This window comes from Hyphomonas sp., from assembly GCF_037969335.1.
Lineage (GTDB): Bacteria > Pseudomonadota > Alphaproteobacteria > Caulobacterales > Hyphomonadaceae > Hyphomonas.
In genome coordinates, this window is the sequence record NZ_JBBKXE010000068.1 from 1 (window position 1) to 19,084 (window position 19,084).

General features: G+C 62.9%; 21 protein-coding genes. 14 read left to right on the forward strand and 7 right to left on the reverse strand.

Features of this window, described 5'->3' with window-relative positions:
* On the reverse strand, positions 1–1,153 hold a 1,153-nt coding region (locus AADA04_RS05510), incomplete at its 3' end, for an acyl-CoA dehydrogenase family protein (RefSeq protein WP_340692246.1).
* A gap of 94 nt (positions 1,154–1,247) precedes the next feature.
* Positions 1,248–2,060: an SDR family oxidoreductase gene (locus AADA04_RS05515; RefSeq protein ID WP_340692247.1), complete on the reverse strand. Its 813-nt coding sequence runs from the start codon at positions 2,058–2,060 to the stop codon at positions 1,248–1,250.
* A 191-nt stretch (positions 2,061–2,251) separates the two neighbouring features.
* Here AADA04_RS05515 and AADA04_RS05520 point away from each other — a divergent pair, with 191 nt between their 5' ends.
* Positions 2,252–4,750 (forward strand): TonB-dependent receptor, encoded by a 2,499-nt coding sequence (locus tag AADA04_RS05520; RefSeq protein ID WP_340692248.1) that lies wholly within the window; start codon positions 2,252–2,254, stop codon positions 4,748–4,750.
* 84 nt (positions 4,751–4,834) lie between these two features.
* Here the strand turns inward: AADA04_RS05520 and AADA04_RS05525 are convergent, their stop codons facing one another.
* The 3 genes from AADA04_RS05525 to AADA04_RS05535 form a co-directional block, all read right to left on the reverse strand.
* Entirely contained in the window at positions 4,835–5,791 is a 957-nt protein-coding gene (locus AADA04_RS05525; RefSeq protein ID WP_340692249.1) for a cyclase family protein, read from the reverse strand.
* A gap of 67 nt (positions 5,792–5,858) precedes the next feature.
* The gene (locus tag AADA04_RS05530; RefSeq protein ID WP_340692250.1) at positions 5,859–6,806 is read right to left on the reverse strand and encodes a glutathione S-transferase; all 948 of its coding nucleotides are present in this window, start codon (positions 6,804–6,806) and stop codon (positions 5,859–5,861) included.
* A gap of 78 nt (positions 6,807–6,884) precedes the next feature.
* Positions 6,885–8,195 (reverse strand): O-acetylhomoserine aminocarboxypropyltransferase, encoded by a 1,311-nt coding sequence (locus tag AADA04_RS05535; protein WP_340692251.1) that lies wholly within the window; start codon positions 8,193–8,195, stop codon positions 6,885–6,887.
* Positions 8,196–8,343: 148 nt separating this feature from the next.
* On the opposite strand from AADA04_RS05535, the gene AADA04_RS05540 reads away from it, so the two are divergent.
* From AADA04_RS05540 to AADA04_RS05555, 4 genes are read left to right on the forward strand one after another with little or no spacing between them, the layout of a single operon-like run.
* On the forward strand, positions 8,344–9,228 hold the full coding sequence (locus tag AADA04_RS05540; RefSeq protein ID WP_340692252.1) for a bifunctional helix-turn-helix domain-containing protein/methylated-DNA--[protein]-cysteine S-methyltransferase: 885 nt from the start codon (positions 8,344–8,346) through the stop codon (positions 9,226–9,228).
* A gap of 56 nt (positions 9,229–9,284) precedes the next feature.
* Positions 9,285–9,743: a hypothetical protein gene (locus AADA04_RS05545; protein ID WP_340692253.1), complete on the forward strand. Its 459-nt coding sequence runs from the start codon at positions 9,285–9,287 to the stop codon at positions 9,741–9,743.
* Positions 9,740–10,213, forward strand: coding sequence for a VOC family protein (locus tag AADA04_RS05550; RefSeq protein ID WP_340692254.1), 474 nt, complete (start codon positions 9,740–9,742; stop codon positions 10,211–10,213). The genes AADA04_RS05545 and AADA04_RS05550 overlap by 4 nt, the downstream gene beginning before the upstream one ends.
* Positions 10,214–10,272: 59 nt before the next feature.
* Positions 10,273–10,665, forward strand: coding sequence for an MAPEG family protein (locus AADA04_RS05555; protein ID WP_340692255.1), 393 nt, complete (start codon positions 10,273–10,275; stop codon positions 10,663–10,665).
* On the opposite strand, the gene AADA04_RS05560 is transcribed toward AADA04_RS05555, so the two are convergent.
* Positions 10,662–11,192, reverse strand: coding sequence for a phosphoribosyltransferase family protein (locus AADA04_RS05560; protein WP_340692256.1), 531 nt, complete (start codon positions 11,190–11,192; stop codon positions 10,662–10,664). The genes AADA04_RS05555 and AADA04_RS05560 overlap by 4 nt on opposite strands.
* Positions 11,189–11,920 (reverse strand): DUF3426 domain-containing protein, encoded by a 732-nt coding sequence (locus AADA04_RS05565; protein WP_340692257.1) that lies wholly within the window; start codon positions 11,918–11,920, stop codon positions 11,189–11,191. The genes AADA04_RS05560 and AADA04_RS05565 overlap by 4 nt, the downstream gene beginning before the upstream one ends.
* A gap of 63 nt (positions 11,921–11,983) precedes the next feature.
* Here AADA04_RS05565 and ftsE point away from each other — a divergent pair, with 63 nt between their 5' ends.
* The 9 genes from ftsE (at position 11,984) to AADA04_RS05610 (ending at position 19,012) form a co-directional block, all read left to right on the forward strand.
* Complete coding sequence (ftsE, locus tag AADA04_RS05570; RefSeq protein WP_340692258.1) at positions 11,984–12,733, forward strand: cell division ATP-binding protein FtsE; 750 nt, start codon at positions 11,984–11,986, stop codon at positions 12,731–12,733.
* Between the two features lies 1 nt (position 12,734).
* Positions 12,735–13,604, forward strand: coding sequence for a cell division protein FtsX (locus AADA04_RS05575; protein WP_340692259.1), 870 nt, complete (start codon positions 12,735–12,737; stop codon positions 13,602–13,604).
* The gene (locus tag AADA04_RS05580) at positions 13,601–14,191 is read left to right on the forward strand and encodes a YdcF family protein (protein ID WP_340692260.1); all 591 of its coding nucleotides are present in this window, start codon (positions 13,601–13,603) and stop codon (positions 14,189–14,191) included. Before AADA04_RS05575 ends, AADA04_RS05580 begins: the two co-directional genes overlap by 4 nt.
* A gap of 20 nt (positions 14,192–14,211) precedes the next feature.
* Complete coding sequence (locus AADA04_RS05585) at positions 14,212–14,973, forward strand: lysophospholipid acyltransferase family protein (protein ID WP_340692261.1); 762 nt, start codon at positions 14,212–14,214, stop codon at positions 14,971–14,973.
* A complete protein-coding gene (locus AADA04_RS05590; protein ID WP_340692262.1) occupies positions 14,970–16,016 on the forward strand; it encodes a DUF2125 domain-containing protein in 1,047 nt (348 codons plus the stop codon). Before AADA04_RS05585 ends, AADA04_RS05590 begins: the two co-directional genes overlap by 4 nt.
* Complete coding sequence (locus AADA04_RS05595) at positions 16,013–16,654, forward strand: DNA-3-methyladenine glycosylase 2 family protein (RefSeq protein WP_340692263.1); 642 nt, start codon at positions 16,013–16,015, stop codon at positions 16,652–16,654. The genes AADA04_RS05590 and AADA04_RS05595 overlap by 4 nt, the downstream gene beginning before the upstream one ends.
* Before the next feature lie 140 nt (positions 16,655–16,794).
* On the forward strand, positions 16,795–17,358 hold the full coding sequence (locus AADA04_RS05600; protein ID WP_340692264.1) for an HNH endonuclease: 564 nt from the start codon (positions 16,795–16,797) through the stop codon (positions 17,356–17,358).
* 184 nt (positions 17,359–17,542) lie between these two features.
* Entirely contained in the window at positions 17,543–18,358 is an 816-nt protein-coding gene (locus AADA04_RS05605; protein WP_340692265.1) for a UDP-2,3-diacylglucosamine diphosphatase, read from the forward strand.
* A 93-nt stretch (positions 18,359–18,451) separates the two neighbouring features.
* Positions 18,452–19,012, forward strand: coding sequence for a DUF1993 domain-containing protein (locus AADA04_RS05610; RefSeq protein ID WP_340692266.1), 561 nt, complete (start codon positions 18,452–18,454; stop codon positions 19,010–19,012).
* Positions 19,013–19,084 lie beyond the last annotated feature (72 nt).

Genomic DNA, 19,084 nt, shown 5'->3' on the forward strand with positions numbered 1-19,084 from the left:
TGACTTCGATCTCGCCGCCGGTCATGCCGTCAGCCGGGAAGGGGTTGGAATCGTCGCCGCGCGGCTTCTCGGCCAGGAACATGGACAGGCCGGAGAAATTGTTCGTGGCCGGATCGGTGCGCGCGAGAACGGTCATCACGTCGGCGCGAACCGGGTGGGTGATCCAGGTCTTGTTGCCGGTGATGGCATATTCGCTGCCGTCTTCGGTTTTCACCGCGCGGGTGCGCAGACTGCCGAGGTCGGACCCGGTATTCGGTTCGGTGAACACGGCGGTCGGCAGGATTTCGCCGCTGGCAATCTTCGGAAGCCATGTCTGCTTCTGGTCGTCGGTGCCGCCGATCAGGATCAGTTCGGCTGCGATCTCGCTGCGCGTGCCCAGCGAGCCGGTGCCGATATAGCCGCGCGACAATTCTTCGGAGACGACGCACATGGCGATCTTGCCCATGCCGAAGCCGCCGAATTCTTCCGGAATGGTCAGGCCGAACACGCCGAGCTCCGCCATCTCGCTGACGACATCCATCGGGATGTAATCGTTGCGCATGTGCCAGCCATGGGCGTGCGGCTTGATCTTGTCGCTGGAGAATTTCGCGAACTGTTCGCGCACCATGCTCATGGTCTCGTCGAGGCCGGTCTCTTCCACCGTGTTGCGCGACAGCGCGTCAGGCAACAGGCGGGCGGCCGCCGCCATCGAGGCGGTTGTCTTGCCCTCGGTGATCAGGCGATTGACCGCAGGATGGGCAAAAAGCGCATCGACCTCGGCCAGCAGGCCGAGTTCGTGCGGACGGATCGTCTCGCCCTGGTTCATCGGCACGCCGCCGACGAGTTGCGCAAAATATTCGCTGAACAGGATCTGGGAGAGAAGCGCTTCGATTTCGCCAAACTTGCCGTCCGCTTCGAGACGGGCGGCCCATTCGGCTGTCTGGCGCAGGGCTTCGAGATAGGTCGCGATCCAGGACAGGCCGTGCGCCATATGCTGTTCGCGTTCCAGCGCCTTGCGGTCGGGGCGCCCTTCTGCGGTCTTCAGCCTGGCACCGGCGCCGCTATTGGCGGCCGCAACATAGGTTTCCAGCGCCGAAACGGCGTCGGCCATGGTTGCGACAAGCCCTGTCAGGACCGGGGATGTCTCGAGTGTTTCGCCTGCAGTGCCGTCCATAATATCCTCCACGATCTCTGGTCGTTTTCCTTAGTATAGTGCGCAGGCCCGAAGAGTCATGGAAAGATTGTGCGGTGCAACAACGCAGGCGGCGTCAGGCGTCCATCCGGCGGTAGCGCCGTGACTGGGCGCGGACCATGGCGCGGCCGAGGGGCTCGGGGAGGATGCGGGTCAGGGAGGCCAGCGTCTTGTTGACGGCGCCGGGGACCACGACCGGCTGGCCCTTGTTGACTGCATCAATGCCTGCCTTCACGACAGGCGCGGCCTGCATCCACATCCATTTCGGCATCTTGTCGGTGTCGTCGCGCGTGCCGTTGACGTCGTGGAACTCGCTCCAGGTGAAGCCGGGGCACAGCGCGGTGCAGTGAATGTCGGGCTGGCCAGTGGCGGCGCATTCGGCATTCAGGCTTTCGGAAAACTTGATCAGCCCGGCCTTGACGCTGGCATAGAGCGTGTGGCCCGCGCTGCCTGCAGCATAGCCTGCGAGGGAGGCGACATTGATGATGCGGCCATAGCGCCGCTCTGCCATGCCCGGCAGCACCTTGTGCGCGAGTTCTATCGGAGCGGAATAGAGGACACGGATGAAGGCGGCCTGCTCTTTCCAGTCGGTATTGAAGAACGTTCCCGGCAGCCCGTACCCGGCATTGTTCACGAGGGTATCGACATGTCGGTCCTGGTCGGCAAGCGCGGCAAGGATCTTGTCGACAGAATTGGCGCGGGCAAGATCCTGGACGATCGGAATGACCTTTATGCCATGCGCGGCCTCAAGCTCGGCGGCCAGCGCCTCCAGTCGGTCGAGGCGGCGCGCGGTCAGCGCAAGGTCCCAGCCAAGCGCCGCATACTGACGGGCGAACTCCGCGCCGATGCCGGCTGATGCGCCCGTGATGAGGCAAAGTCGTCTATTCATGATGTGGCCTTTCGCATTACCTGTACTGCAGTGTCATAATTATCACATGAGCGGGACAAAAAGTGTCACCCACTTGTGATTTTTCCACCAGTGTCCACTCTTTGTTTTGATTTTGAATGGCCAAAGGAGGTCATTCAAAGTTGGACACCCAGCGTCGGGCGCCCATCGTCATCCAAAGGAGGATACTCACCGTGCAGTTCAAAACTGTCCTGCGAGCCGCCACAGCTGCTGTGGCCATCGCATCCATCACCACGCCTGCCTTCGCCCAGGAAGAGGCCGCCCCCGAAACTGACCGTACGCTCGAGACCGTCGTTACTCTTGGTACGCGCGTTGCCAACCGGTCGGCTCTCGATACGGCTGTTGCCGTTGACGTCGTTTCTTCGGCCACGCTCGAGAAGATCGGCATCGGCGAACTGAACCAGGCCCTGTCGGTCCAGCTCCCATCATTCAACTTCCCGCGCCCGGCCCTCAATGACGGCACGGACTCGGTCCGCCCCGCCTCGCTGCGCGGTCTTGGCCCTGACCAGACACTGGTTCTCGTCAACGGCAAGCGCCGCCACATGGCATCGCTCGTCAACGTGAACGGATCAATCGGTCGTGGCACATCGGCCGTCGACCTGAACACGATCCCCACCTTCGCCGTCTCTGGCATCGAAGTCCTGCGTGATGGTGCATCGGCCCAGTATGGCTCGGATGCCATCGCCGGCGTCATCAACGTCAACCTGCGCGAAGCCTCCGAGGGTGGCGCAGCAGAAGTCAGCTATGGCTGGCGCGAAACGGAATACACGGTGCCCGTTGGCACGCCACCTGCCGGTGTGACTGTCCCGGCCAGCGGCGAAATTTCCCGCGAACGGTCTGACGGACACGTCGTCACCGTTGCGGGCTGGAAAGGCTTCCAGCTTGGACAGGACGGTCACCTGACCGTGTCGGCAGAGTACAAGGACCAGCAACATTCGGAACGTTCCGGCTTTGATGTGCGTTCGAACTATCCTGATCTTGTGGGCGGCGGCGCCGATCCACGCGAGGCAGTGATCAACCGCTACAACGCATGGACTGGCGAGCCTGAACTCGAACAGATCACGCTGTTCGGTAATGCAGGCTACAATCTTGAAAATGGCGTCGAGCTGTATGGCTGGGCCAGCTATCAGGATCGCGACACGACATCGGCCGGCTTCTACCGCCGCGCCCTGGATGCCCGGAACGTCGTCGAAATCTACCCGAACGGCTTCCTGCCGCTGATCTCGCCTGAGACAACTGATGCATCGCTGGCAGGCGGCGCCCGGTTCGATATGGGCGGATGGGACATGGATGCGTCCGTTGTCTACGGTTCGAACGAAATGCAGTTCACCATCGAGAACACGCTTAACCGTTCGATCGGCCCGGCCTCCAAGACATCGTTCGATGCCGGTGGCTTCAAGTACAGCCAGGTCGTTGCCAACCTTTCGGCCGTCAAAGGCTTTGCGGTTGACGGTCTTGCCTCCGATCTCAACGTCGCCTGGGGCCTCGAAGCCCGTCAGGAAATGTACGAGATCAATGCCGGCGAGCCGGACAGCTACCGTAATGGCGGCGTTCTCCTGAACGGCAGCCCGACATCTTCGGGTGCGCAGGTCTTCCCGGGTTTCCGTCCGGCCAACGAAGTTGACGAGGACCGTAGCGCAGTTGGTGCGTATCTCGACCTCGAAGCCAATGTCACCGATGCGCTGCTCGTGTCGGGTGCTGTGCGTGTCGAATCCTATTCGGATTTCGGCGAAACGGTCACAGGCAAGCTGGCCGCCCGTTATGACTTCAACGACAATTTCGCCCTGCGCGGCTCGCTCCAGAACGGCTTCCGTGCGCCGTCCCTGCAGCAGCAATACTATGCGACCACGTCGACGAACTTCATCAACGGTGTGCCGTTCGACATCACCACGTTCCCGGTCACAGACCCGGCGGCTATCGCCCTGGGTGCCAAGGAGCTTGATGCCGAGAATTCGGTCAACTACTCGATCGGTGCTGTCTTCAGGAATGGTCCGCTCAATGTCACGGTCGACGCCTATCGCATCGATGTGAACGACCGGATCGTGCTTTCGGAAAACCTGACATCGCAGGACGTGCGTGACTACCTTGAAGGCCAGGGCTTCCTGGGTTCGGGCGGTGGTCGCTTCTTCCTCAACGGTGTGGATACCGAAACGACAGGTGTCGACATCGTGGCAAACTATGCCTTCCCGGAAACGGACATGGGCAAGTTTGATGCGACCTTCGGTGCCAACTTCAACAAGACGGATGTGACCGCAGTGCCGGCCATTCCTCAGCTGACGGCCCTGCCGTCGAACCCGGTCCTGTTTGACCGCGTCAATGTGCTGACATTTGAAGAAGGTACGCCGAAAGACAAGTTCACGGCCTCGCTCGGCTGGGAACGTGGTCCCTTCGGCGCAACCCTTCGTGCCATCCGCTACGGTGAAGTGCTCGTGCCAAGCTCGAACCCTGCCAATGACTACACGATCGATCCAAACACGCTCCTCGATATCGAGGGCCGTTACACCTGGAACGAGCGCATTACCCTGTCGATTGGTGCGGACAACGTGTTCGACGAGTATGGCGATCCAGCGCCGATCACTCAGAACGGCACTGGCAACACGCCATTCTCCGGCTACATCCCGTACGGCAGCTCCGGCCGCTTCGTGTACGGCAAGGCCAGCGTGAAGTTCTAGTCACTCACGACTTCCAGCCTACAAACAAACGCCGCCCCCGAAAGAGGGCGGCGTTTTTCGTTGGGTGGAATGCGGGTAGAGAGCCTAACGAATGCCCACCGGATTGATGATGGCCTGCACCGTGCCTTCAAGGCGGGGCGCGCCCAGCGTGAAGAAGAACTCCGTCACGCCATCGGCGGCGAGTTCGTCCGTCACCATGTTTTCCAAGATGTAGACGCCGTTCTTGGCCAGCATTGTCAGGTGCCCGTCAAACGGGCGCGCCTCGTTCTCGAACGGGATGACTTCAACCGCCCAGGTGTCCGATCCGATGGCGACAACGCCAAGGTCTGCGAGGTATTGGATGCCGTCCACGCCAATACCCGGTTCGGCGGGGCTGAGTTCGGAAGACCCGGCCTGTGATTTCATCGTGCCGGTGTAGAAGAGCACGACGTCACCGGCCTCTATGGATACGCCGGCACGTTTCGCCGCTGCCTCGATCTCGTCGGTGTTGAACGCCGTTCCCGGCGCGACCGGATCGCCAAACGCCTTGGTCATGTCGAGCAGCACGCCGCGTGTCGCAATCGGCGGCAGGAGGTGGGTGCCGAACTGGGTCAAGCCGGATGTTGTGACAAAGTCGGCCACGGGGACGCCATTATAATATTCGTGGTTGATGCCCATATGGCCCAGCCCGTCGATCTGGCTGCCAATGCCCACCCAGACATCGACAATATCGTCATTGCCGGTCGCCATGTTCTCGCCGAGCGGCGTGCCGGACCCGTCCGACAGCTGCAGCACCGTTACGTCATATTCGCGCGGGCCATAGGCGGGTGTATCGCGGCCCGTCACCATGCCGAGCGCATAGGTCTTGCCGGTCGTGACCAGTTTCGCCGCCGCTGCGGTCTTTTCTGCGCTCAGATTGTTGAGCGCGCCCAGCCGGTCATCGGCGCCGTATTTCGACGGGTACCAGCTCTCGCTCGCCGCGCCGTCGGCTGCCAGTTCTTCGGCCTGTGTCGACTGGCATGCGCCCAGCACAAACAGGCCCGCAATCATCAAACGCTTCATTTTCTTCCGTCCTCCCACGACTGGTTTTCGGCCAGCCTATATCCGGGAGGCGCATGCGCAAGTCTTGTCAGGCCCGGCGCACGAGGAATCCGGCGCGCGGGAAGTGGACATGGATTGTTTCCGCCTCCGGCGATGTGCGCTGCAGGATCAGGCGTTGCGCATCGGCGTGCACGAGTTCGCCCTCGACCCAGACCTGGCCATAATCATCCGGCGCAACCGTCACATCGTCACCGGGGGAGAATCCCTGCGGTTCATTGAGCGTCGTTGCCGCCACGAGGCGCGGCGCGGCCGTTTTCCCGATCGCCAGCGCTTCGGCCGACGTAATGGTTTCGGGCGCCTGGCCTTCGGTCTCTGTCAGCCGGTCATACCAGGCGCGCGTCAATGGTGCGGACTCGAGGCACGCATTGGCAAAGTCCGGCACCGTGTTCATCACGAACCAGACATTCATGTAGGCATGGACGTCAACGAAGCCCGGTTTCGCACCAATCAGGTAGATCCCGGCGCCAGCGCCCTTGCCGGCCTGTAGCCGCTCTTCCAGCAGCATCAGCCGGGCGCGCCACTGGTCGCGCATCATCGGCGCTACTTTTTTCATGGCTTCGGTGTCGAAGGGCCGGCCCGAGAGGGCCTCGCGGTCCTTCTTGAAATCCTCGGGTACGCTGTCGGCGCGTTCGCCGAAGATGACAGCGACCGACGACTGGAACCAGCGCGCATCGGTCCAACCGGCGACCATCTGGGCGAGGCCCTCATGGCCGGGCGGGCGCAATGACGGATTCGGGAACCGGGATTCCAGCTCACGCAGGATGATCGCCGTGTCGCAATAGATGTCCGCGCCGATCTGCATCACCGGCGTGCGGCGATAGCCGCCCGTCATCGGCATCAGGTCGGGCCGGGGCATGATCACCGGAATTTCCACGCGCGAATAGGCGAGGTTCTTCAGCTTGAGCGCCAGGCGCACCTTCTCTGCGAACGGAGACGTCGGATATTCGTGCAGGATTATGCTGCGGGCGTCTGCCATGGGTGTGGGCCCTCCCCTGTTGGCCAAACGACTACTTTGCAGGCGTTCCGGCAAACAGGGAAGGGAATTTTCAGGCGATCAGAGCGCGGCCAGCGCCTGGTCGAGATCAGCAATGATGTCGGCAGCATCCTCGATTCCGACCGACAGGCGTACCGTGTCGGGCGCGGCTCCGGCAGCGGTTTTCTGCGCGTCCGTCAACTGGCTGTGCGTGGTCGAGGCCGGGTGGATGATCAGCGAGCGCGTGTCGCCGATATTGGCCAGGTGGCTGAACAGTTTCACCCCCTCAACCAGCTTGACCCCCGCCTCATGTCCGCCCTTCAGGCCAAACGTGAACACGGCGCCTGCCCCCTTGGGCAGGTATTTTTTCGCCCGGTCGAAATGCGCATCGCCTTCAAGCCCTGCATAGCGGACCCAGCTGACCTTTTTGTGTGCGCTCAGGTGCTTCGCGACCTTCAGGGCATTGGCGCAGTGGCGCTCCATGCGCAGCGGCAGGGTTTCGCACCCCGTCATGATCAGGAACGCGTTCATGGGCGAGATCGCCGCGCCGAGGTCACGCAGCGAGAAAGCCCGCGCGGCGATGGCGAAGGCGATGTTCACGTTCGACCCATCCGGGCCGAGCGGCAGCGCGGCGAAGGCTTCGCCGAACACCATGTCATTGTAGTAGGATTGCGGGCTGGCCATGGTCGGGAACTTGGCCTTGTGGGCCAGCCAGTCGAAATTGCCGCCGTCTATGATCATGCCGCCAATCGAATTGCCGTGGCCGCCGATGAACTTGGTCAGGCTCTCGACGATGATATTCGCGCCATGTTCCAGCGGCCGGCAGAGGTAGGGCGACGCCATTGTATTGTCGACCATGAAGGGAATGCCATGCTTGCTGGCGATCTTCCCAATCGCGTCCATGTCCGTGACAAGGCCGCCCGGATTGGCGAGGCTCTCGGTGAAGATCACGCGGGTCTTGTCATCGACGGCCGCTTCAAAGCCCGCCACATCGTCAATATCGACAAATTTGACCTCCCAGCCGAACTTCTTGAACGCGTGGGACAACTGGTTGATCGAGCCGCCGTAAAGCTGGCGCGCGGCAACGATATTCGCGCCGGGCTCCATCAGGACGTGGAAGGCCAGCAATTGCGCCGCGTGACCGGACGCTGTGGCAACGCCCATCGTGCCGCCTTCAAGATCGGCGATACGGGCCTCCAGCGCGCCGGTGGTCGGGTTGCCGAGGCGCGTATAGATGTTGCCGAATTCCTTTAGCGCGAAAAGGTTGGCCGCATGCTCGGCGTCGCGGAACACGAAACTGGTTGTCTGGTGGATCGGCTGGGCGCGCGACCCGGTTACCGGATCCGGGGCGCTGCCTGCGTGGATGGCGCGCGTGGAAAATCCCTGAGTCATTCGTGTCTCCCTTTTTTCAAACTTGTCCGGACCTCTTGTAGCGCCAGACGCCAGCCTGCACAGGCCTTGCAACTAAAAGATCTGTTCAGCTGCGCTGGCCGCAAGAAACGGGTGGAACGGGTTTGCCCCAGCAGGCAAACTGCCTCTCATGACACTGACACTTGCCCCCCTCGACGAACGCGCCCTGGCCTATGACCGCATGGCCCGCGCCCTTGATCATCTCGGCGACACCTGGCGCGACTGGCCGGATCTCGCCAGCGTGGCGGCAGCGATGAACCTCTCGCCCAGCCATTTCCAGCGCGAATTCACGCGCTGGGCTGGCGTCAGCCCGAAACAATTCCAGGCCGCGCTGGCGCATGGCGCCGCTGGCGACCTGTTGCGCGACGGCGCGAGCGTGCTCGATGCTGCGCTCGAGACCGGCCTGTCCGGCCCGGGCCGCCTGCATGACCTGTTCATCGCCCATGAAGGCCTCACCCCCGGCGAAGCTAAAACGGGCGGGGCAGGGGCCGGATTGATCCTCGGCAAGGCGCCGACCCCATTCGGGCTGGGTGCATGGCTGATCGGACCGCGCGGGCTTGTGGCGCTTGGGTTTATCGACGAAGGCGCGCCGCAACGCACAGGGTTTGAACATCAGGGCGTCGGTGAAGCACAGGCCTTTGCCGATCTTGCCGCGCGCTATCCCGGTGCCGATATCCGGCGCGACGATGCGGAAGCGGTCCGCTTTGCCCGTCGCGTCTTCGAGTCGGGTGAACCGATGCCCGTGGCGCTCTATGGTACCCCGTTCCGGCGGCAGGTCTGGCGCGCCTTGCTCGAGATTCCGGCGGGCACAACGCAGACCTATGGCCAATTGGCGACCGTGTCCGGCCATCCCAAAGCGGCCCGCGCGGTCGGTGCGGCGGTCGGGGCGAACCCGATCAGCTGGTTCATTCCCTGCCACAGGGCCCTTGCGGCGGACGGCCGGCTCCATAACTATCATTGGGGTGTGGCGCGAAAGCGTGCCATGCTGACCTATGAACGCGCCCATGCCGCCTGAACCGGCAAACTGGGCAGACGGCACCTCGCCGCAAATCCGGACCTGCCCGTTTTTCCATGTTGCCGATGATCCTGCTCTTTGTGGCCCTTCTCGCCTGGGGCGCACACCTCGCATGGCGATGGAAGACGACGCGCGACTTTGCCCCTGAAGTGCTCGCTGCACGCAAGGCAACGGGTGAAATTCCCGCTGATGTGAGCGAGGCCGAATTCACCGATCTCTATTTGCGCAGCGAAGGTCCGCGGGCTGCGACATATTTCTTCGCCTGCGCCACGATCGTTTCGATCCTGGTTGCGCCATTTGTTGCCGCCTTCAACATGGTCTGGCTGGCGCTCTGGCGCGCCTCCGGGTCATCGCCCGTGTTTGACACAGGCACCATGATCCACACGTTTTCCGTCTTTCTGGCAATCATGGGCTTCATGATCCTGCTGCTCGCCGTGGCGATGCGGCGGTATTACGCCCTGATGCCGCCCAACCTGAAACAGGTCGTGCGCGACCTCAATGGAGGCCTCTCATGAGCATCGAATACCTTCACACAATGGTGCGTGTCGCCGATATCGACGCGGCGCTGAAATTCTATTGCGACGGGCTCGGGCTGGAGCAGGTCCGGCGTGTAGACAATGAAAAGGGCCGGTTCACGCTGGTCTTCCTGGCGTCTCCTGCAGACGTGAAGCGCCTCGGCGGCGTTCCGGAGAACGCCAATCCGACCCAGCTGAATATCCCGATGGTCGAGCTGACGCATAACTGGGATCCGGAAGACTATGATGGCGGACGTAATTTCGGTCATCTCGCCTATATGGTCGACGATATCTATGCGGCGGTAGAGCGCCTTGCCGCGCAAGGCGTGACGATCAACCGCCCGCCCCGCGACGGCCACATGGCCTTTGTTCGGTCACCGGACGGCATTTCGGTCGAGCTTTTGCAAAAGGGTGAGCGCAAGTCCCCCAGGGAACCGTGGGCCAGCGCCGAGAATATCGGTGCCTGGTAGAAAACCCGTGCAGATTGGCTGAACTACGATAAGTCTCTTCAAAACTGGGAGGACTATCCATGTCAGCATTTGCTGCTGCGACACTATATTTCGGCCTGTTCGGCTTCCTGATGCTGACGTTGAAGATGAACGTCGGTCGCGTGCGCGCGAAGGAAAAAGTCATGTTTGGCGATGGCGCCAACGAGGCCATGCAACGCGCGATCCGGGTTCAGGGAAATGCCGTTGAGGATGTTCCGATTGTCCTGATCGGCATTGCGGGGCTTGCGGCTCTGGCAGCGCCGGTTGTGCTGATCCACGCGCTTGGCGGCAGCTTCTTCGTCGCCCGCATCCTTCATGCAATCGGTCTTGGCGGCACGTCCGGTTCCAGTTTCGGCCGGATGGTCGGCACATTGGTCACGCTGATTGTGAAGCTGGTCACCGCAGGTGCCTGTGTCTGGTTCGCGCTGACCTAGTCCAGCGCGCCGATATAGGGCAGGCCGCGATACTTGCCCGCATCGTCCATGCCATAGCCGACAAGGTAGCGGCCCGGGGAATCGAAGGCGCAGAAATCGACGCCGTCTTTGCCTCGGGGTGCCCAGGGCTTCTGCGTCAGCGCGCAGGTGACCACTTCGCGTGCGCCCTTGGACAACAGGTGGGTCTTGGCGAAGGCAAGTGTTCGTCCGGTATCGTAGACATCGTCCAGCAATAGGACGCCGCGTCCCTCGACTGACCGGCCAAGATCGGCCCGCACAACGACGCGGCCGGAACTCTCGCGTGCATCGCGGTAGCTTTCCAGCCAGATCACATCAAGGATCGGGTGCACGCCGCGCCGGGCCAACGCCTTCATCAGGTCGGAGGTGAATGGTGTCGCGCCGATCAGGATCGACACCGCCGTCCAGTCGCCCGGCAGGCGCGGCGCAAGTGCGTCGGCCAGTTCGTCGATGCGTGCCATCAGCTCGTCCTCGGTGACGAGGACTTCGATCTTCGGCATGTCTGTCATTCAATCGGGCTTTCAGTCTCGGAATCGGCCGTGTCCGGCGCCGGCTCGTCGGTTACAGTCTCGGTTTCGGGTTGCGGCTCTGGCGGAACATCGTCGCGGTCGACAAAGGACAGTTCGATCTCGAAACTCTCCATCGGTGCCTGCTCGAGCACGATCCTGAACGTCCCGGTGTCGCCAGCGTCGAGTTCGCCGGGCGTGATGGTGCCGAATTTCTGGGCGACCTGCTGGCCGCGCTCGTCCATCAGGCTGACGCGCACGGCGGGCGTCTCGACGGTGCTGCGGGCGACGTTCACGGCCTTGCCCGACACGGTAACGACGGGGATCGTGTCATTGAAGGTACGGCTGCGCTCGATATTCTCGAACTCAAGGCCGAACCGGTTGACGGAAAAACCGGCCCGTTTGTAGGCCGTGGCCGATTCCGGCCAGAATTTCACAACATCATTGCGGAAGATGATCGCGGCGAGGCCCAGCGTGAAGAAGACCGCTGCGGTCACGATCCACGAGACCAGCGCGGCAAACCGGCTCTTGCGGCGGCGCTGTTCGCGCACGCGCTCGCGGTAGATTTCATGGGCTGCAGGTGCCGCGGCGTGCTCATGTCCGGCGACGCCTTCGGGCCGCACGAACCAGCTATGTCCGCAGGTTGCGCACTTCACAGTTCGCCCGCTTTCACCGATTGTTGAGTCATCGGCGAAATACTGGGTCTCACATGAGGGACAGGTGAGGATCATGACTTGGTCTTTCCCGCAATTCGCCCCATTAAATCAATAGCCTGAGCTGCCAGGCAGGAGCCCATGACCTATCCACGACACGACCTCTTTGACGACGTCGCCGTTCGCCTCGATTCGGTATCGCTCCGCTATGATACCTCAGAGGACATACTTAGCGATATTGATCTTGTCCTGAAACCCGGCTCGTTCAGCTTCCTGACGGGTGCGTCCGGCGCTGGCAAGACAAGTCTGCTGAAACTCCTCTACCTGGCGCTGAAGCCAAGCCGGGGCGAAGTCAGCCTTTTCGGCCGCTCCACCAGCAATCTGACGCGTGACCAGCTATCGTCCCTGCGCCGCCGCGTCGGCGTCGTGTTTCAGGAATTTCGCCTGCTCGAACACCTGTCGGCCTACGAGAATGTGGCGCTGCCGCTGCGGGTGCTGGGCCGCCGCGAGTCCGACTACCGCGCCGATGTCGAGGAATTGCTCACCTGGGTTGGCCTCGGCCAGCGCCTTCATGCCAAGCCGCCGACGCTTTCCGGCGGTGAGCAGCAACGCGTCGCCATCGCCCGCGCCGTCGTGACGCAGCCTGACATTCTCATTGCGGACGAGCCAACCGGCAACGTCGATCCGGAAATGGGCACGCGGCTGATGCGCCTCTTCCTCGAACTCAACAAGCGGCGCGGAACGACCGTGATCATCGCCACGCACGATCTTGGCCTTGTCCGACAGGTCGAAGCGCCGGTTTACCGGCTCAGCAACCGGCTGCTGGTACAGGATGTCGAATTTGGCGGCGAAGCGGCGCGGCGGCGCACTGATCCGGGTCTGGAGGGTTAGGATGGCCAAGGAAACACCCCTTCTTCCGGTCGAGGATGTGCGCGAAGCGGCCCTGTTCTTCGTCGTCGGCGCGCTCTGCTTCCTGGCCGCACTCGCTGCGCTGTCGGCGAAGTCGACCTATGGCGCCGCCAAGAGCTGGACAGCCGAAGTGCAGGGTGAACTGACGGTCAGCCTGCCGGATGTCGACCGGCGTGGCGCCGATGAGGCGCGCAAGATCATCGAGCAAACACAAGGCGTCCGCACGGCCCGTGTCTTGTCCAAGGACGAAATCGATGCCCTGCTCGAACCGAACTTCGGCAGCCGTGGCCTGCCGGAAAGCCTGCCATTGCCACAGCTGGTCGCGGTCGAGGCCGACCCGGCCGTGCCCGACATGGGGCCGACAATTGCCCGCAATCTTGCGGAGGCCGGAATTGCCAGCGCCGTGGACGAACATGCTGACTGGGCCGGCGATGTGCGCCGTGTCCTCGGGGTGGCGCGCCTGACGGCGCTGATTGCGGTGGCCCTGCTGGCATCGACGGCTGTCGCGGTGATCGCTTTTGCCACCCATGCGGCGCTTCTGGCGCGGCGCGACATTGTTGACGTCCTCCACCTTGCCGGGGCACGGGACCGGTTCATTGCCGGCCTGTTCGAGCGGCGTTTCTGGGTTCTCGGCCTGCGGGCCGGTGCGGTTGGCGCCCTCATGGCGCTCGGTGCGTCTGCGCTGATGATCTTCACCGTACAGGTCCATGGGTCCCGCGCCGGCCTCTTGCCTGAACTCAGCCTCGACTTCCTTGATCTCGTCATCCTTGTCGTCACACCTGTGATCGCAGGCTTCGCGGCGCGTTTCGCAGCCCGGATGACGGTGATCCGGGCGCTGAAAGGCATGATGTGAAGCCGGATCGTTCCCTCTCGCGTCGCGGTTTCGGCTTTTTCCCGGCGATGGTGCTCGTCCTGCTCGCCTTTGTGGCGTTCGATTTCCTGATGTTTGCGCGGCGCGCATCCGAATCGGTCCCGGCAACGGCGCGTCAGGCGGATGCGATCGTGGCGCTGACCGGCGGTTCCGGGCGGCGTATTGCGGCCGGTATCGAGCTCATGTCGGCCGGGCGCGGGCAGCGCCTGCTGATTTCCGGCGTCAATCCGGACGTGGATATGGATGACCTGATCACCCTCGCGGGCGGGTCGCCGGAAACCTATGCCTGCTGCGTCGATATCGGCTACCGCGCCGAAACCACGATCGGCAACGCCGAAGAGACCGCTGCCTGGGCCTATGAACGCGGCTATACGCACCTGATCATCGTCACATCCGACTATCATATGCCGCGCAGCCTGCTGCTGTTGCAGCGTGCCATGCCCGATATCACGCTCCAGCCCTATCCGGTCCGGACAGTGGTCGATCCCTCGGCGGTACTGAGTGATTCCAAATCGTTTCGTGGCGTACTGACAGAATGGGCAAAGTGGCGGGTGACGGCCCTCGGTTGAGCGGCTAAACGTGCTGGCCCATGATGCAGCTTCGCTCCCTCCTGTTTGTTGCCTACCTTTATGGCACGATGGCCCTGATGGGCTCGGTCTTCGTGATCGGGCTGGTCCTGCCGCGCCGGTTCATCATGTGGGGAATCAAGACCTATGCCGGGGCGCTGCGCTGGGGCATGCGGGTGATTGCAGGCATGGAGACCGAAATCCGCGGCCTCGAACACCTGCCCGACGGCCCCTTCCTCTATGTCGGCAAGCACCAGTGCATGTTCGATATTTTCGTGCCCTTCATCGTGACACCGGATCCTGCCATCGTCATGAAGCGCGAGCTGCTCTGGTATCCGTTCCTCGGCTGGTACGCGCTGAAAAGCGACATGATCCCGATCGACCGGGCCGGCACGACCAGGACCCTCCGCCGGATGGTCTCGGCGGCAAAGGATCGCGCGGCCATCGGCCGGCAGATCGTCATCTTTCCGGAAGGCACGCGCAAGACGCCGGGCGATGCGCCCGAATATCATGCCGCCGGCGTCGTCGCGCTCTACAAGGCGCTGGACGTGCCCATCGTCCCGGTCGCGACCAATGCGGGCCTGTGCTGGCCCGCCCACGGAACGCTGCGCCGTCCGGGCCGTATCGTCTATGAAATCCTGCCAGCCATTCCGGCGGGCCTAGACCGCAAATTGATGATGAAACGCCTTGAAGCCGAGATGGAAACAGCGGTTGATGCCCTTCTCACGGAGGGTCTCGCCGTTCAGGGCCGGACCAAACCTGTACAGGGACCGCACAGAGTATGAGCAATTACTGGAAAGATTCGGGCCTGGTAAAGCCGCTGGCCGAGCGCCGGCGCTCCCGCTTCTGGCTGTTCTTCCCGTTCCTGCTTCTGGTCGCCCTGATCGGCGCCTATTCGGCCTACTGGATCTATGCCCGCGCCGAGATCGGTCTGGGCGTCGACAAATGGGTCGCCGAGCAGCGCGCCGCTGGTGCCGTCGTCGAATATGAGTCGCGCGAGATCGGCGGCTATCCGTTCCGCTTCGAGCTCGACGTCACCGCGCCGCATTACCAGCCGCCCAACATGGCCAGCTGGGAGGGCGAACGCCTCCAAATCGTGATGCAGCCATGGAACTGGCACCACATTATCGCCCGCGCGCCCGGCCACAGCGTGCTGACCGACCGGCTCGGCATCCGCCACACGTTCGATCTTGACCGAAAATCCGCCGGCAGCCTGTCCTGGACCGATGCGGGCGTGCACCGCGCCGCGATCGAACTCAATGACGCATCGGCCCTGATCGACGGCCATATCTACACGGCGAAAGGCTTCTCGCTGAATCTCGCCCCGCGTCCGGAAGCCGCCGACGACCTGCTCGTGGCTCTGCAATGGGAGGCGCTGACGCTTGATGCCTCCCCGGTCGCCGCGCCCTGGCTTGGCACCGACCTGCAGGACAGTCGCCTGATTGCGGAAGTGCACAATTTCTATCCGGCCTGGGTCCGCAGCGGCGGCAACCCGGAACGCCTCTATGACTCGCTCGTCGAAATGGGCGGCGGCGTGGAACTCGGGCAGGCGCTGCTCAACTGGGGCCCCCTCAAATTTGGCGCCAAGGGCACGATCACCATCGAAAACGGTCTCGCCAACGGATCGTTCGGTGTGCGCATCGACGATCCCGAAGGCCTGAAGGACGCTCTCAAGGCCACAGGCAACTGGACCCTGCAGGAACAGGCGACCGTGGCGACGCTTGAAACCGCCTCGGCGAATGGCAGCTTCCTGATGTTCACGCTGAAAGACAACCAGGTCATGGTCGGCACCGTCGTGGTCGGCCAGCTTCCCGGTCCGGCCCTGTGACAGAACCGTCGCAGGCCCGGCTGAAAGCCGCCTGCGAGACGCTTTCCCGCGCCGATCCGGCCCTAGCCATTGCCTATGATGTCACCGGCCTGCCGGTCTGGCGCGCGGGCGAGCCGACCTATGCCATGCTCGCCCGCATGATCACCCACCAGCAGATTTCCCTCGGCGCGGCCGGCGCCATCTGGGCCCGCACCGAGGCGCTGCTGGGCGAGGTCACGCCCGAAGCCGTGCTCGCCGCCGATCCGGATGGCCTGCGCGCCTGCGGCCAGTCGCGCCCCAAGGTCGGCCACCTCACATCCATCGCGGAATCGCTCGTCACCGGCACACTCAGCCTGCCGCGCGTCTGCACGGCGCCGCTGGACGACGCGCGCCGGGAACTCGTCGCAGTAAAGGGAATCGGCCCGTGGACGGCAGAATTGTTCCTGCTGTACGCAACCGGCGCGATGGACGCCTTCCCGGTCGGCGATGTCGGCCTGATGGAGGCCCACAGGCTGCTTGCCGCCCATGAAACCCGTATGGATATCAAGGCGTTCACGCAGCATGCAGAGGGCTGGCGGCCCAATCGGGGCGTCGCCGCCCACCTGCTCTGGGCCTGGCTGCACATGCACCGGGGCGACGCCGCACCAGCCGCCACGTGAGCCTCAAGAGTTGCAATCGGGCCTGACTGTCATAATCTCATGATCAGAATCGCCTATCAGACGGGCGAGCGAGCAAAGGAGTGCTGCCTTCAGCGGGTTCAAACAGGTTACCAGTCTTCTCGTGCTGCATGGGGGTCACCATGGCTGAGATCATTACTGCGCCGCCCAATGGACGGCCTGCCCTTGTTCTGAACGCTGATTTCAGGCCGCTCTCCTATTATCCCTTGTCTTTGTGGCCGTGGCAGGAAGTGGTGAAAGCCGTCTTCCTTGACCGGGTCGATATCGTTGCAGAATACGATTATGTCGTCCGTTCCCCGAGCACGGAATTCCGCCTGCCCTCCGTCATCGCCCTGCGCGACTTTGTGCGGCAGGACCGCCCGCCGGCCTTCACCCGCTTCAACGTCTTCCTGCGTGACGGTTTCCAGTGCGTCTATTGCGGCACGCACGAGAACCTCACCTTCGATCATGTCATCCCGCGCTCGAAGGGCGGGCGCACGACGTGGGAAAACATCGTCGCCGCCTGCAGTCCGTGCAACCTCCGCAAGGGCGGCAAGCTGCTGCGCGATTCAGACGTGCAATTGCAGCACAAGCCGTTCCGCCCGAACAATTACCAGCTGCAGGCCATCGGCCGCAAATTCCCGCCCCACCACCTCCACGATACGTGGATGGACTATCTCTACTGGGACGTCGAACTGGAGACCTAGGCCCGGCCCGAAGCGCTCATCCTGAGCGAAGTCGAAGGACGGGCGCGTGCGACGCGGACTCAACGGCGACAGCGTCATCCTTCGACTTCGCTCAGGATGAGCATCAGGGCCCACTGCGCCTGTCACAAATCTGCAGGCAATCCGTCACAAAAGCCTTTTCAAATCCGCGTATGGGGCGAACCTGATGACCCATGCCCGGCCGAAATATCGCGCGATCTTCATCTCCGATGTCCACCTGGGCTCGCGCGGCAGCCAGGCCGAATCCCTGTGCACCTTCCTCAAGGCCAATACGAGCGAACAGCTCTACCTTGTCGGCGACATCATCGATGGCTGGCGCCTCAAGAAGAAATGGTACTGGCCGCAGGCCCACACAAACGTCATCCGCCGTATCCTGACGGCTGCCAAGCGCGGCACCGACGTCACCTATATTATCGGCAATCATGACGAGTTCCTGCGCGCCTTCATGCATTTCCGTGTCAGCTTCGGCGACATCCATGTGCGCAACCGTGCGGTCCATCTGGGGGCGGACGGCAAGCGCTACCTCGTCGTGCATGGCGACATGTTCGACGGCATGATGCGGGCCGACCGCAAATGGATCATGCACCTTGGCGACCACGCCTATAATGGCCTGCTCTGGATCAATACGAACCTGAACAGCGTGCGCCGCCTGTTCGGCCTGCCTTACTGGTCGCTGTCGGCAGCGTTGAAAAAGCGCACCAAGCGCGCCCTCAACTATATCCACAATTTCGAAGACCATGTCGCCGCCTATTGCCACCGCAAGGATTTCCACGGTGCCATCTGCGGCCACATCCATGTCGCCGAGATGCGCGATATTGACGGCATCAAATACATGAATGACGGCGACTGGGTCGAAAGCTGCACCGCCCTCGTCGAACACCATGACGGCACCTGGGAACTCCTCGACTGCCGCCCGGACACGGTGCGCACGGCGGAGCCGGTGGTGAAAGCCGCGCCCGTGGGTGAGTTGGAGCTGGCCTGACCCCGTCGCCTTTGGCGTTGATCCGCGCAGGCCCGCCGGGCATAACGCAATGAGACAACCCATCCAGAAGCCGCTGTGTTCAAGAGGATTCCCATGACGCTCACCGAGCTGTTGATACCCACCTACCGGCAGATGCTTCAGGCGCTTGGCGTCTGGTTACGCAAGGCAGAGGCGCAGGTGGATGACGCCGACGCGCTGATGGCCGCGCGCCTCGCTCCCGACATGTTCCCGCTGTCGACCCAGATCCGCTTCGCCTGTGTCCAGGCCTACGAAGGCGCCTACCGCCTGCGCCATGAACCCTTGCCCCCCACGCTTGAGGCGCTGCTCGACGAAGGCCGCAATGGCGGCGACCGGCCCGGGACGATGGCCGAGGCGCTGGCCCGCATCAACGGGGCGCTCGCCTTTCTGGATACGCTCGCGCCCGATGCGCTGGACTCAGGCGCTGGGCGCCCCCTCGCACTGGAGCTGCCCATGGGCATCGCCTTCGATCTGGACGGAGACGGCTATGCCCGCGACTGGGCGCTGTCGCAATTCTACTTCCACCTGATGACGGCTTACGCGATCCTGCGCAATCAGGGCGTCGAACTCGGCAAGGCCGACTATGTCCAGCACATGTTCGCCTTCCTCCGCCCGGGAACCGCCCCGGCGGGCTAAGGCAAAACGCCAATGACCCCCACCCAGCCTCCCCCTTGCCGGGGGAGGAGTCTATGTCGGGTGCGCCGCCCT